The organism is Facklamia sp. P12937, from assembly GCF_050409505.1.
Classification (GTDB): domain Bacteria; phylum Bacillota; class Bacilli; order Lactobacillales; family Aerococcaceae; genus Facklamia.
In genome coordinates this window covers 1-13,326 of sequence record NZ_JBNUPI010000025.1, presented here as the reverse complement: position 1 = coordinate 13,326, position 13,326 = coordinate 1, and the positions used below count along the sequence as shown (strand labels likewise).

Here is a 13,326-nt window from a genome sequence, read left to right as displayed (position 1 = left end):
CTCATAGTTAATGGCTCCTTTTAATCTGTTTTGTTTGGTTATTTACCTATTAATAAAGCTAATGAACTCTGCGTTTATTGAACGTTGCACTTGTTATGATAATTTATCTGTTTAAAAAGTCATTAAATAAGGGATATCGCAATAGGACCTATTCAAAACAAGTATTTTTTGTTAAAATTAGTTGATGGAAAAGAAAGTTATGAGGTGACTAAATGGACCGTATCAGCGAAGTGTCTGTTAATCTATTTGGCTATAATCGCAAACAAGTTAACCAATTAGTTGAATATAAAGATGAAAAAATTAAATCTTTAGAAAGAGACGTTGCTAATTTAAACCAGAAAGTACAAGCTCTAGAAGAGAAAGTGGTTTATTTCCAGTCGATTGAAGCCGCTCTAAAAGATGGTTTAGTGGACGCACGAAAGACAGGAAATGAAATTATTGCCGATTCAGAAGCAGAAGCAGAAAAGCTAATAAATCGTACTAATGAGCAAGTGGCCCAATACAAAGAAAACTTTGCATATTATAGTAAGGAACTAGCCAATACAGGAACAGATTTAAAAGATCAATTAAAAATGATGCAATCACAAATGCTAGATATGATTTCAGACTATGAAAAATTTGTTTCATCAACTAATTTTGATGAGGTTTTTCCTAGCAAGCAAGTGGATCGTTTTAGGAATCAGATTGAAGATTATGAGCAAGATGACTTACAACCAAACAGTCATCGAAAGAATCTTTCGGCAGAAAAACAATTGTCAGATAAAGAAAAAGAGGAATTACAACGTTTAATTCAAGATGTTATAAAGAATGAAGAAACGGCAGAAAAGACAAATGACAAAAAATTGGTTGATTTTAAGAAAGCTCATGGTTAACTAAATGATAAAAAAGGGCTGGGGGTAAACCCAGTTTTTCTTGTCTTTAAGTTATCAACAGAAATGAGGAGAAATAATGGTTAAAAATATAACAAAAGAAGTGGAGCGTCGTCGAACTTTTGCAATCATTTCCCATCCCGATGCTGGAAAAACAACTATCACCGAGCAACTTTTATTATTTTCTGGAGCTATACGTGAAGCGGGAACGGTAAAAGCTAAGGGAAAAAAATCAAATAAATTCGCTAAATCAGATTGGATGGAAATTGAAAAGCAAAGAGGCATATCAGTCACGTCTTCTGTCATGCAAGTGGATTATGATGGCTATCAAGTTAATATTCTTGATACTCCAGGTCACGAAGATTTTTCGGAAGATACCTACCGTACTTTAATGGCAGTCGATGCTGCTGTTATGGTGGTCGATTCTGGTAAGGGAATTGAGCCTCAAACTAAGAAATTATTTGAGGTCGTCTCAAAGCGTGGAATTCCTATCTTTACATTTATGAATAAACTAGACCGCGATGGACGCGAGCCAATGGATTTAGTAGCGGAATTAGAAGAAGTCTTAGGAATTAATGCCTATCCAATGAATTGGCCAATGGGTATGGGTAAAACATTACTAGGTCTATATGATTTATACAATCAGCGCGTGGAAATTCGTCAATCAGATGATGAAGATTATTTTATAGCACTGGATGAAGAAGGACATGCCCAAGGAGACCACGCTTTTAAATCATCATCTATTTATAGTCAAGCAATTGATGATGCACAACTTTTACATGAAGCGGGTAATAGTTTTGATCGCCAGGCTATTTCACGAGGAAAATTAACGCCCGTCTTTTTTGGGTCCGCTTTAACGGGTTTTGGCGTACAAACTTTCTTGGATGCCTTTGTCGATTTGTCTTATCAGCCGGCGCCGGCTTTAACAGTTGACGAAGAATATATCCAGCCAACAGATGAGCGTTTTACAGGCTTTGTTTTTAAAATCCAAGCTAATATGAACCCAGCACACCGTGACCGCATTGCCTTTGTAAGGATTGTTTCTGGCCGTTTTGAAAAGGGAATGACAGTTACTTTAAACCGAACCGGCAAAACCATTCGAATGGCACATACTACCCAGTTCATGGCCGACAGTCGAGCAGAAGTCCAAGATGCTTTTGCAGGCGATATTATTGGCTTATATGATACGGGGAATTTTCAAATAGGTGATACCATCTATGCAGGTAACCAAGCCGTCCAATTTGAAGAACTACCACAATTTACGCCGGAGATTTTTATGAAAGTAGCGCCAAAGAATGTAATGAAGCAAAAATCTTTCCATAAAGGAATTGAACAACTTGTGCAAGAAGGAGCCATTCAATTATATAAGACCTATCATACAGAAGAGTATATACTAGGAGCGGTCGGACAACTGCAGTTTGAAGTTTTTCAATATCGTTTATTAAACGAATATAATGCAGAAGTTGAAATGACACCAATGGGGTCAAAAATTGCACGTTGGATTGATGATGAGGACTTAGACCCTAAGATGTCTTCCTCACGAAACCTTCTGGCAAAAGATCGTTTCGGCCAAGCTGTTTTCCTTTTTGAAAATCAGTTTGCTGAAAATTGGTTTAAAGACAAACACCCTGATGTTAAACTTAAACAGTTGATGTAAATCTCTTATTAAGGGTTACTGGTATTTAATAAGTAAATAATCTTAGCTTTTAATTTTGGTTTTGTGTATAATAATGATAGCGTTTGCCTGGGTTTTTATTTGCCTAGAATGAATAGCTATTCAGCGCATAGCTTAATATTAGAAATAATGTCTTTAAGGAGATGAACATATGGAAAAGAAAGAATTTCACGTAGTTGCTGAGACTGGGATTCACGCAAGACCTGCAACTTTATTAGTGCAAGCAGCTAGTAAGTTTTCATCAGATATTAACTTAGAATATAAAGGTAAATCAGTAAATTTGAAATCAATTATGGGAGTGATGTCTCTTGGCGTAGGACAAGGAGCTGACGTTACAATTACAGCTGAAGGTTCTGACGAAAAAGAAGCTATTGAAACGGTAACAGAGACCATGAAGAAAGAGGGCTTATCTGAATAATGACTAATAAACTAACCGGTATTGCGGCTAGTGATGGGATTGCAATTGCACCTGTTTATTTATTAGTGGATCCCGACTTAAGTTTTGACAAAAAGTCAATTGAAGATAGTGAACAGGAACTTATGCGTTTGTCTGTCGCTGTTGACCAAGCAAAAGTGGAACTTGAAAATATTCGCCAATTAGCTGCTGACCAATTAGGTGAAGAAGAGGCAAAAGTTTTTGATGCACATCTTTTAGTTTTATCAGATCCAGAATTCCTAGCCCAAGTAAAAACTTTGATTGAAGAAGATAAGATGAATGCAGAGGCTAGTCTTGAACAAGTTGCAGATATGTTTATTGCTACATTTGAAGCGATGGAAGACAATCCTTACATGCAAGAACGTGCAGCAGATATCCGTGACGTGAAACAACGACTTTTAGCTGCTTTATTAGGAGTGGAATTACCGACTCCAGCTACTATTGACCATGAAGTAATTGTGGTGGCTAGAGACTTAACGCCAAGCGACACTGCGCAATTGAATAAAAAATATGTGAAAGCCTTCGTCACAGAGATTGGCGGAAGAACATCTCACTCTGCTATCATGGCAAGGTCGTTAGAGATACCTGCCGTTGTTGGGATTGAAGGTGTTTCTCAAGCGGTTAAACAGGGAGAAAACTTAATCGTAGATGCCTTAGAAGGTCAAATTATCCTGCAAGCAAACGAGGAAGAACTAAAAGAGTATCAGCATAAAGGCGACCAATTTAAACAAGACCAAGAAGAATTAAAAAAATTGGTAGCATCGCCATCCATAACTAGTGATGGTAAAACAGTAGAAATTGCTGCCAATATTGGAACCCCTAAGGATGTTGAGGGAGCTATTGATAATGGAGCAGATGGAGTAGGCTTGTATCGAACAGAATTCCTTTACATGAATGCTTCTGATTTTCCTAGTGAAGATGATCAATATCGCGCTTATCGTCAAGTGCTTGAAGCTGTTGATGGTAAAGGGGTGGTCGTTCGAACCATGGATATAGGTGGCGATAAGCATTTGCCATATATGAAGTTGCCACAAGAAATGAACCCATTTTTAGGTTACCGTGCTATTCGTATTTCTATAGATAAGCCAGAGATGTTCAAAACACAATTGAAAGCATTACTGAGAGCATCGGTTCATGGTGATTTGAAAATCATGTTTCCCATGATTGCTACAATTTCAGAGTTTCGCCAGGCTAAATCTTTATTAGAAGAGGTTAAAAAAGAACTTCAACAAGCGCAGGTTGAATATTCAGATTCTATCGAAGTTGGAATAATGATTGAAATTCCAGCTGCTGCTGTTTTAGCGGACCAATTTGCAAAGGAAGTAGACTTCTTCTCAATTGGTACAAATGATTTAATCCAATATTCAATGGCTGCTGATCGAATGAATGAGCGAGTTTCTTATCTTTATCAACCCTATAATCCTTCTATTTTGAGATTAGTCAAATTTGTAATTGACGCAGCTCACCAAGAAGGTAAATGGGTTGGTATGTGCGGTGAAATGGCTGGTGACCAAATGGCGGTACCTATTCTACTAGGTATGGGATTAGATGAGTTTTCAATGTCTGCTTCGTCAATCTTAAGAACACGTCAGTTAATTTCACGCTTAGATAGTAAAAAGATGCAAGAATTAGCTGATCGCGTGATCAAGGAATGTAATTCATCTGAAGCAGTAGAAGAGCTTGTTAATCAATATTTAGCCTAAAGTGTATTTCATAAATAGTTAAGACCCTAGGAAAAGTTTGTCGCCATTTAAGCATAGCCATATGTTTGTGGAACAAATCGTTTCTAGTGTCTTTTTTTTACAAAAAACACTGTTGTTAAGGTAGTAAAATATTTACTATAATAGATGAGAATAGAAATAAGCTCTAGGAAGGAAGCATTATGAAGATAGGCATGTTTACGGATACCTACTTTCCTCAATTAAGTGGTGTATCAACTTCAATCAAATTATTAACAAAAGAATTGCGAGCTAGAGGACATGAGGTAGTTATCTTCACTACTACTGATCCGAATGCAGAAGCAGAGCCAGATGTTGTTAGGATTTCAAGTGTTCCCTTTTTAAGTTTTTCTGATCGAAGAATTGCATATCGGGGATTCGATCGCTGTTTGAAAATAGCGCGTTCCATGAACTTAGACCTTATTCATACGCACACCGAGTTTAGTATGGGTTTAGCTGGTAAGTATGTTGCTAGCCGTTTGAAGATTCCTAATATACATACTTATCATACAATGTATGAAAATTATACCCACTATATTTTAGATGGGCTCTTAGTTCAAGCCAATCATGTAAGAGTAATTTCACGTCAGTATTGTAACCAATCAAATGCAGTCATTGCGCCCAGTCAATTAACTAAAGATACTTTAGAATCTTATGGTGTTCATGTTCCTATACAGATAATAGCTACTGGAGTAAACATTCCAAATTTTAAACCAGAAGAAGCTAAAACTTTGCGGAAGACTTTAGGTTTTAATAGTAAAGACCGTGTATTATTATCTTTATCACGTTTATCTAAAGAAAAAAATATAATTGAAGTCTTATATTCTTATTGTGAATTGAAGCAAAAGGATCCAAATCTAAAATTAGTGATTGCTGGGGATGGACCAGAAAGAGATAGTCTAGAACAATTTAGTCGTAAACATGATTTAGATGTGCGCTTTGTCGGATTTGTCGATCATGATGAAGTTTGGCGTTATTACCAAATGGCTGATTTATATGTAAATGCCTCAGAGTCGGAATCGCAAGGGTTGACTTATCTAGAAGCAATTGTTAACCGCTGTCCAATCATTGCTAAGAGTAATGATTACCTCAAGACTGTGATGCAAGAAGAGGCTTTTGGCGCCTTATTTGATGAAAATTACACACTTAATCAAGCAATTAGAGACTTTTTGGAGAAAAAAGACTCAAAACAAGTTGATCCAATTGATACAGATAACTTATATGAAATATCAGTAGAAAAGTTTACGGATCAAGTTTTAACCTTTTACAAGCAAGTATGTGAGCGATATATTGAAGAAGAAACTGGCCTTTTTGATCGTGTCTTTAGTAAAGTAAAAAATGTTATTCGTGAAATTGTAATAGGAGGAAAAATATAGTGGATCAAACACTCAAAGTAGGTTTTATCGGACTAGGTGTTATGGGACAATCAATGGCTAGACACATATTAAGAGCTGGTTATCCGCTTTATGTTTATAATCGAACGAGGTCTAAAGCCAATCAATTGGTTGAAGAAGGGGCTATTTGGCAAGCTTCACCTGAAGAAGTTGCTCAGGCATGTGACTTAGTCTTAACAATAGTTGGCTATCCTGAAGATGTTGAAGCGGTATACCTAGGTGAAAAGGGCTTGTTTAAGGGTGCTCACTCAGGTCAGGTTTTTATTGATTTAACCACCTCTAGACCAAGTTTGGCTCAGGAACTCACTAAAAAGGACAAGCTTTGGGTGTTACTGTTTTAGATGCACCTGTTTCTGGTGGAGATTTAGGAGCAAAAGCAGGACGCCTAACAGCTATGGTTGGAGGAGATGCAGCAACTTTAGATCAAGTTCGTCCTATTCTTGAAACATTTAGTGCAAGTATTCAACTCCATGGTTCTGCAGGTTCTGGCCAACATGCTAAGGCAAGTAATCAGATTATGATTGCTGGGACAATGACCGGCATGGTCGAAACATTAAGGTATGCTAAAGCAAATGGGTTAGACTTAGAAAAAGTTATTGCAACCTTGACTGGTGGAGCTGCTAATAACTGGTCATTGGCCAATTATGGCCCTCGTATTTTAAGATCAGACTATTCACCTGGATTTTTTGTTAAGCACTATATCAAGGATTTAGGTATTGCTTTAGAAGAAGCTGAAAAAGCCAATTTAAATTTACCAGGTACAAAACTTGCCTATGATTTATACCAAGAATTAGCAAAAGAAGGTCATGAAAATGATGGTACTCAAGCTTTGATTAAGCTTTGGTGGGATCAAGCTTAATAGTCCTCCTCACTCTAAGTTGGGAAGCAACTTAAAATTTATTTCTTGCAATTTTATCTCAGTTTGTTAGTATACCTTGTATAAAATAAATTATCTTCTTAGTGAAGAATGGAGGAAATCATGAAAGCATCTGTACTTACTGGAATTATTCAACGACTAGAAACAATGACTAAGGCAAAAGATGAAGTTGAAATTCGTCGATTTGAATTGGATGGGATTGAAAAATGCCAAGTGACTTATTTACCAAATGATGATGCTTTTGAAATGACAGAATCAGAAACGGGAACTGTTTTCCGCTTTGACAACATTGATCTAGTAGCCATTGAAATATTTGATCTGTTGGGTTAATACAAACAAAAAGAGGTCTGAGGATAATCGAAATCCTAGACCTCTTTTTATTTATCATAAACATATAATCTTTTCATCAGTTAAAATCCTAAGCAAGATAATTATAAATATTAGAGCCAGTGAATCATGAGTATAAGAATACAAGAATGTGCTATAATGACTTTAAGTAAAAAAAGAAATAAGTTAATGAAGATAATAAAAAAGTATAGGAGGAATCATGAGAAAATTGATTCAACCCACTTGGTGTCTTAATTCAGTTTATCGTCTTAAGCCATCTGATCTAATCAACCAGCAAATTAAAGGCCTAATAGTAGATCTTGATAATACACTCTTGGCATGGAATTGCCTAGATCATACCCAAGAATTAGCAATATGGGCAAAGAGTATGCAAGATGCAGGTATAAAATTATTTGTTTTATCCAACAATCATCCCGAACGAGTACATAGGGTGGCGGATCCTTTAAAATTACCTTATCTCGGTCATGCCTTAAAACCGCTCAGACGTAGTTTTCGCTTAGCAATGAAAAGAATGCAAGTTAAGCCGGAGCATGTCTTAGTGGTCGGTGACCAGATAATGACCGATGTAATAGGAGCTAAGAGTTTAGGTTTGAAAGTACTTTTAGTTAAACCTATTGTCAATAATGATAATATTTACACCCTGGTCAATCGCACTTTAGAAAAAATGGCACTGAAATGGATTGGGATTGACCGACATGGAGACTGGGGGGACCAACTTGAAAGACCAAACTAATTTACAAGAAAACTATCAATGCATTGGATGTGGGGCTGAAATTCAAAGTGAAGATCCTAATAAGATGGGGTATTTATTGGCTTCTATCTTGGAGAAGAAAAAAATAGAAGGCGATTTTTATTGTCAGCGCTGTTTCAGACTGCGTCATTATAATGAGCTACAGGATGTGCAAATTTCAGACGATATATTTCTGGATCGCCTTTCTTCCATTTCAGAAGACGATGCTTTTGTAGTGAATGTTATTGATATATTTGATGTTGAAGGAAGTATGTTATCTGGCTTAAATCGTTTTATTGGCAAGCAACCCTTTGTTTTAGTCGCTAATAAAGTAGACTTATTACCAAAATCAGTCAAACAAAATCGAATCGTTCATTGGTTGAAACAGCGTTTCTTTGAAAATAGTTTAAAACCAGACGAAGTGTTTTTGCTGTCAGCCAATAAGCCAGCTAGCTTACAAGCTCTAATTGATCGGATTGACCGCGAGGTAAGACAACGTAATGTTTACATAGTGGGAGTTACTAATGTTGGAAAATCTACCTTAATTAACCAACTACTGAGACATTATGGTGGAAACAAAGAAATAATCACAACCTCTGATCATCCGGGCACCACACTCGATACGATTCGTATACCATTAACAGAAACAACGGGTATCATTGATACTCCGGGAATTATCAAGGAAAACCAACTGGCTCATTACTTAGATCGTCAGGGAATGAAAAAACTATTACCCAATAAAGCAATTAAGCCTAGAACTTTTCAGTTAAATGCTGGTCAAACACTCTTTTTAGCTGGAGCAGGTAGAGTTGATTTTATAGCAGGAGAAAGGGCAGCCTTTACTTTTTATGTCTCCAATGAGACATATATTCACCGGACTAAAACGGATAAGGCAGATGACTTTTACATTGAGCACAAAGGACAACTCTTAAGTCCTCCATATCTCAATCAAGCAGTTAATTTTCCTGAACTACAAGGAAGGGATTATCAATTAAAACCCAATCAAGATTTAGCGATTGCTGGACTAGGATGGTTAACAGTTAATGAACCTGTTCAAGTAAGACTATGGGCTCCAAAAGCTGTCCAAGTTACACAAAGAGAAAGTATGATTTAGGTTAAACAGATCTAGTTAGAAAAGGAGTCAATATGACCGTATTAAATAAAAAACAAATTAAGTTTCTTAGAAAAAAAGCGCAAAAAGAAAAAGCAATTTTTCAAATCGGAAAATTAGGAATTACAGAAGTCTTTATTCAACAAGTGGATGAAGCCATTGAAAAAAGAGAATTAATTAAATTTAATATTCTGCAAAATTCTGATGAAGAAATTGATCAAGCGGCTGAACAAATTGCTCAAGCAATTAATGCAGTAATTGTTCAAACCGTTGGACATACAGCTGTTCTTTATCGCCCTTCTCACAAAGAAAAATATCAAAGAATAAGTGAAGAAATAGCCACTATTCAATAGCAACAGAAAGGAGACCTCCATGCGGACGATCGTCAGTGAACAAACTATTTTGAGGCTTGAGCGAGAATATGCCTCGATCACCTTAGGACAAATAGCGGATTTAACAACCGACCGTGATCGCCAACGCATCGGTATTTTAGGAGGGACTTTTAATCCGCCTCATTTAGGTCATTTAATGATGGCTGAACAAGTAGGAAAACAATTAGATTTAGATGAAGTTTGGTTTATGCCAACCGCAAAGCCACCTCATGCGCCGGGGAAGCAGACCATTGCTTCTCAACACCGGCTGCAAATGGTTCAAAGAGCGATCGAAGGTAATCCTTTGTTTAAACTCCAAGCCTACGAAGTTAATCGTGGTGGGAAAAATTATACCATTGATACTATGAGGCATTTCGTGAAAGCTTACCCTGAGTGCGACTTTTACTTTATCATTGGGAGTGACTCAGCTAATGAACTAGAGACTTGGCGTGACATTAGTGAATTGGCTTCAATGGTTCAATTTGTGGGTGTGCGACGTCCAGGCGAAGAAATTTATGGGGGGCAATATCCAATCATCTGGGTAGACAGTCCTTTGGTAGAGCTTTCTTCAACGGAAATTCGTCTAAGAGTCTACTTGGAACAATCCATTCGTTATCAAGTTCCTGATGCGGTGATAGACTACATTAACCGCCACGACCTATATCGACGTTTGGATTGATGAAAGAAGGAGTTTTTATGACAGAAGAACTTATTTACCAACAAGACTTTATTAATATGAGCCGTCAAGAGTTGATTAATCAATTAGAAAAGCGTTTATCAAAAAGACGGTTTGATCATGTAATGGGGGTTGAAAAAAAAGCGCTTGAGTTAGCGAAGCTTTATGAAGAAGATATCGAAAAAGCATCAATCGTTGCTTTAATGCATGACTATGCCAAAGAAATTGAATCCGAGGCAATGTTAAATTTAGCTCAAGCATTTTGGTCAGACGAGCGGCTTGAAGACGCAACAGAAGGAATCTGGCATGGTTTTGCTGCTGCACAAATATTGAAAACGGATCTAGCATGTCAAGATGATGAAATTATTCAAGCGGTAGCTGCTCATACTACGGGCTGGCACCAAATGTCAAAACTTGCAAAAATACTTTATATCGCAGACTATACAGAAGAAGGACGTAATTTTAAAGGAGTCAATAAGGTTAGAAAACTAAGTCAAATTGATTTAGATAAGGCCTGTTTTTTGAAGATGCGTATGACAGTAAAGCACTTGATGAAAAGGCAAGAATATCTTTTCCCCTTACAAATTGAAGTCTATAACAGTTGGATTAAAAATTATAAAGCAAATAAAGTTATTTAGGAGGAATTATGACATTATCAAGTAAAGAAAAATTAGAAGTAATTGTAAAAGCGGCGGACGATCGGATGGGCCAAGATATTATGGCTTTAGATGTAAGTCAAATGACACCCTTGGCAGAATATTTTGTAATCATGCACGCCAAGAATGAACGTCAACTTAATGCGATTGTGGACGAAATCATTGAAAAATGTCATCAAGCGAATATAAATATCAAGGGTTCTGAAGGAAAAGATGGCGGACGCTGGATTTTAATTGATATTTATGAAATCGTTGTTCATGTCTTTCATTATGAAGAGCGTAGCCATTATAATTTAGAAAAAATCTGGCGAGATGCGCCATTAGTGGACATTTCTGCATGGGTGAATCCTTAATGAGTTTTACCGATGTCGCTTTGGTTTATGACCGTTTTAATGATTTGAGCGCCTATGATCAGTGGCTAGATTTTACTTTAGCTCATGCAGGAGAAGCTGTTGAAAATGTTTTGGATATGGCATGTGGGACAGGTTATTTTAGCCGTTTATTAGCTAAGAATTATCAGCAAGTTAAGGGTATGGATTTAAATGAAGCAATGATTGACCAAGCTAAAAAACAAGCAGGAAATGAATATGAAAACCTCATCTTTCAACAAGGTGATATGCTCAATCTAGAAGCAGAAGAGGGAAAGTATGATTTAGTGACTTGCTATGCAGATTCTTTATGTTTTCTAAAGAATGAAGAAGAGCTTAAACAGGCTCTTTTTTCAATGGTTAATTGTCTAAAAGATAGTGGTCGATTATTGTTTGATGTATGGACCCCTTATCAATTGAGTCAAGGATTTGATCAATTTTCTTATCAGGATGAAGATGAAAAGGGAGCTCTATTGTGGACATCTTTCACTAAAGCTAATGATTTAAGTGTAATTCACCAGTTAACTGTCTTTGATCGCGTTGAGTCTGAAGCTGATCAAGATTTTTATAGACGTTATCAAGTCGACCTAGAAGAAAAAACCTATCCCTTAGCTACTTATAAAAATTTTTTACTAGAAGTAGGCTTGCAACCACAACAAATTCAAGTTTTGGTCAATTTTGGTGAACGTCAGTATGACGAATCTCAAGATCAAAAGACTGATCGTTGGTTTTTTGTATGTCAAAAGGGGGAATAAATGTTGAGAACCTTAGGCATTATTGCAGAATACAATCCTTTTCATTATGGCCATCTCTATCAACTCAAAAAGGCAAGGACCTTAACTCAAGCTGAATGCATTATCGTTTTAATGAGTGGGAATGTTGTGCAAAGAGGGGAGTTTCCTATTCTGGATAAATGGCATAGGGCAGAGCTTGCCTTAAAAAATGGAGCAGACCTAGTCCTCGAACTTCCATTGAATGCTAGTCTGCAGGCAGCGGATTTTTTTGCCGGAAGCTCCGTTGACATCATGAAAGACTTGGAGGTTGATTATTTAGCTTTTGGAAGTGAATCGGCTGAATTAGCAGATCTTCAAGCCTATTTAGATTTTATTGAGTTAATTGATGCGGACTTGCAAAAAAATATCCGTCTTTTACTTAAAGAAGGAAAGGCCTACCCAGCCGCTTATCAAACGGCTGTCGCTCAACAATTGAAACAGCATGAATACAGTTTAAGTTTCGATCCATCTGCTAGCAATCAAATGCTAGGCATTCTGTACTTAAAAGCACTAAAAGGTTCTAAAATTCAACCAATTGTTATCCCTCGTCTTAAAGAAACTCAAGAGCTAGAACAGTGGATTGAGCTACCACATGAGCTACAACCAATATCTATCCTTTCAGGCAGTCAAATCAGAAAGGAAGTTCAAGAGGGTGTTCTAAAAGCTCGAAATCTTCCGATAATGACTTGGCAGAAGTTGCAAATGCATTCCTTAATCGAATGGCAAGATTATTATACCTTACTCAACTATGCTATCTTAGCGTTGGGGAAAGAAGGTCTTGCTAAAATTCAAGGAATGGTCGAGGGGATGGAGTCGGCTATCTATAAGCAAAATCTCAAAACTCAGTCTTGGGAGGAATTAGTGGATGCTCTTACTTCGAGTCGGTGGACACGGTCAGCTGTACAACGTCTATTGATGATGGTTTTATTGCATATTGATCAAACAATGTGGCAAAGTTATTTAACAAAAAATAAAAAGCAGAAAGTGCTTCGTATCTTGGCTTTTAATCAAGTGGGGCGAGCCTTTTTAAGCAGCTTTAATTCGGAAAAACTAAAACTTTTTTCTAATTTATCGCAAGAAATAGCAGACAATTATCACTTGGCCTTGCAAGTAGATAGTATTTTGCAGGCCAATCCTAATAAAAAAACTGAAGAACAAGTGATAGCAAAGCATCCCATTTATTTAAATGAGCCTTATTTATAGCAAGCTAAACTAGTAATATGAACGTCAATCAGCTATACTAATATTGGTTTAGAATTGATTATTGTGATGTCAACCGTAAATGAAAATGTCCTGAAATTTTAAAAATTTGCGGGATAAAACT

14 protein-coding genes and 1 pseudogene are annotated in these 13,326 nt (G+C 36.8%); all 15 read left to right on the top strand.

The genetic code is table 11. From position 1 onward, the window contains the following. The first annotated feature begins 212 nt into the window (after nucleotides 1-212). Nucleotides 213-872, top strand: coding sequence for a DivIVA domain-containing protein (locus tag ACQV2R_RS07960; RefSeq protein WP_428874480.1), 660 nt, complete (start codon nucleotides 213-215; stop codon nucleotides 870-872). A 76-nt stretch (nucleotides 873-948) separates the two neighbouring features. After that, nucleotides 949-2,526 carry a peptide chain release factor 3 gene (locus ACQV2R_RS07955; RefSeq protein WP_428892067.1) on the top strand — a complete coding sequence of 526 codons (1,578 nt, stop codon included), beginning with the start codon at nucleotides 949-951 and terminating at the stop codon, nucleotides 2,524-2,526. 169 nt (nucleotides 2,527-2,695) lie between these two features. Next, a complete protein-coding gene (locus tag ACQV2R_RS07950; protein WP_428874483.1) occupies nucleotides 2,696-2,962 on the top strand; it encodes a phosphocarrier protein HPr in 267 nt (88 codons plus the stop codon). Continuing rightward, nucleotides 2,962-4,683, top strand: a complete 1,722-nt coding sequence (gene ptsP, locus ACQV2R_RS07945) for a phosphoenolpyruvate--protein phosphotransferase (protein WP_428876604.1) — start codon at nucleotides 2,962-2,964, stop codon at nucleotides 4,681-4,683. The genes ACQV2R_RS07950 and ptsP overlap by 1 nt, the downstream gene beginning before the upstream one ends. A 179-nt stretch (nucleotides 4,684-4,862) precedes the next feature. Next, nucleotides 4,863-6,074, top strand: coding sequence for a glycosyltransferase family 4 protein (locus ACQV2R_RS07940; RefSeq protein ID WP_428874485.1), 1,212 nt, complete (start codon nucleotides 4,863-4,865; stop codon nucleotides 6,072-6,074). 41 nt (nucleotides 6,075-6,115) lie between these two features. Further along, nucleotides 6,116-6,951: pseudogene (locus tag ACQV2R_RS07935) on the top strand (NAD(P)-dependent oxidoreductase). Nucleotides 6,952-7,071: 120 nt separating this feature from the next. After that, entirely contained in the window at nucleotides 7,072-7,299 is a 228-nt protein-coding gene (locus tag ACQV2R_RS07930) for a YkuJ family protein (protein WP_428874487.1), read from the top strand. A 217-nt stretch (nucleotides 7,300-7,516) separates the two neighbouring features. Next, nucleotides 7,517-8,050 (top strand): YqeG family HAD IIIA-type phosphatase, encoded by a 534-nt coding sequence (locus tag ACQV2R_RS07925; RefSeq protein WP_428874488.1) that lies wholly within the window; start codon nucleotides 7,517-7,519, stop codon nucleotides 8,048-8,050. Next, nucleotides 8,013-9,161 carry a ribosome biogenesis GTPase YqeH gene (yqeH, locus tag ACQV2R_RS07920; protein ID WP_428892066.1) on the top strand — a complete coding sequence of 383 codons (1,149 nt, stop codon included), beginning with the start codon at nucleotides 8,013-8,015 and terminating at the stop codon, nucleotides 9,159-9,161. Before ACQV2R_RS07925 ends, yqeH begins: the two co-directional genes overlap by 38 nt. Nucleotides 9,162-9,193: 32 nt before the next feature. Beyond that, the gene (gene yhbY, locus ACQV2R_RS07915; RefSeq protein WP_428874490.1) at nucleotides 9,194-9,511 is read left to right on the top strand and encodes a ribosome assembly RNA-binding protein YhbY; all 318 of its coding nucleotides are present in this window, start codon (nucleotides 9,194-9,196) and stop codon (nucleotides 9,509-9,511) included. Nucleotides 9,512-9,530: 19 nt separating this feature from the next. Further along, nucleotides 9,531-10,208, top strand: coding sequence for a nicotinate-nucleotide adenylyltransferase (locus ACQV2R_RS07910; RefSeq protein ID WP_428874491.1), 678 nt, complete (start codon nucleotides 9,531-9,533; stop codon nucleotides 10,206-10,208). A 17-nt stretch (nucleotides 10,209-10,225) separates the two neighbouring features. Then, entirely contained in the window at nucleotides 10,226-10,843 is a 618-nt protein-coding gene (gene yqeK / locus ACQV2R_RS07905; protein ID WP_428874832.1) for a bis(5'-nucleosyl)-tetraphosphatase (symmetrical) YqeK, read from the top strand. A gap of 8 nt (nucleotides 10,844-10,851) precedes the next feature. Next, nucleotides 10,852-11,214 carry a ribosome silencing factor gene (rsfS, locus tag ACQV2R_RS07900; RefSeq protein ID WP_428874831.1) on the top strand — a complete coding sequence of 121 codons (363 nt, stop codon included), beginning with the start codon at nucleotides 10,852-10,854 and terminating at the stop codon, nucleotides 11,212-11,214. After that, nucleotides 11,199-11,984 (top strand): class I SAM-dependent methyltransferase, encoded by a 786-nt coding sequence (locus ACQV2R_RS07895; protein WP_428874495.1) that lies wholly within the window; start codon nucleotides 11,199-11,201, stop codon nucleotides 11,982-11,984. The genes rsfS and ACQV2R_RS07895 overlap by 16 nt, the downstream gene beginning before the upstream one ends. Further along, nucleotides 11,985-13,205, top strand: a complete 1,221-nt coding sequence (locus tag ACQV2R_RS07890; protein WP_428892065.1) for a nucleotidyltransferase family protein — start codon at nucleotides 11,985-11,987, stop codon at nucleotides 13,203-13,205. The last annotated feature ends 121 nt before the right edge of the window (nucleotides 13,206-13,326 follow it).

What these genes read in the sequence shown, in the direction of transcription:
- ACQV2R_RS07910 (WP_428874491.1), top strand. Translation starts at nt 9,531, where the DNA reads ATGCGGACGATCGTCAGTGAACAAACTATTTTGAGGCTTGAGCGAGAA.
- ACQV2R_RS07895 (WP_428874495.1), top strand. Translation starts at nt 11,199, where the DNA reads ATGGGTGAATCCTTAATGAGTTTTACCGATGTCGCTTTGGTTTATGAC.
- ACQV2R_RS07950 (WP_428874483.1), top strand. Translation starts at nt 2,696, where the DNA reads ATGGAAAAGAAAGAATTTCACGTAGTTGCTGAGACTGGGATTCACGCA.
- ACQV2R_RS07930 (WP_428874487.1), top strand. Translation starts at nt 7,072, where the DNA reads ATGAAAGCATCTGTACTTACTGGAATTATTCAACGACTAGAAACAATG.
- yqeK (WP_428874832.1), top strand. Translation starts at nt 10,226, where the DNA reads ATGACAGAAGAACTTATTTACCAACAAGACTTTATTAATATGAGCCGT.
- yqeH (WP_428892066.1), top strand. Translation starts at nt 8,013, where the DNA reads ATGGAGACTGGGGGGACCAACTTGAAAGACCAAACTAATTTACAAGAA.
- ACQV2R_RS07955 (WP_428892067.1), top strand. Translation starts at nt 949, where the DNA reads ATGGTTAAAAATATAACAAAAGAAGTGGAGCGTCGTCGAACTTTTGCA.
- ACQV2R_RS07925 (WP_428874488.1), top strand. Translation starts at nt 7,517, where the DNA reads ATGAGAAAATTGATTCAACCCACTTGGTGTCTTAATTCAGTTTATCGT.
- ACQV2R_RS07890 (WP_428892065.1), top strand. Translation starts at nt 11,985, where the DNA reads ATGTTGAGAACCTTAGGCATTATTGCAGAATACAATCCTTTTCATTAT.
- ptsP (WP_428876604.1), top strand. Translation starts at nt 2,962, where the DNA reads ATGACTAATAAACTAACCGGTATTGCGGCTAGTGATGGGATTGCAATT.
- ACQV2R_RS07960 (WP_428874480.1), top strand. Translation starts at nt 213, where the DNA reads ATGGACCGTATCAGCGAAGTGTCTGTTAATCTATTTGGCTATAATCGC.
- ACQV2R_RS07940 (WP_428874485.1), top strand. Translation starts at nt 4,863, where the DNA reads ATGAAGATAGGCATGTTTACGGATACCTACTTTCCTCAATTAAGTGGT.
- rsfS (WP_428874831.1), top strand. Translation starts at nt 10,852, where the DNA reads ATGACATTATCAAGTAAAGAAAAATTAGAAGTAATTGTAAAAGCGGCG.
- yhbY (WP_428874490.1), top strand. Translation starts at nt 9,194, where the DNA reads ATGACCGTATTAAATAAAAAACAAATTAAGTTTCTTAGAAAAAAAGCG.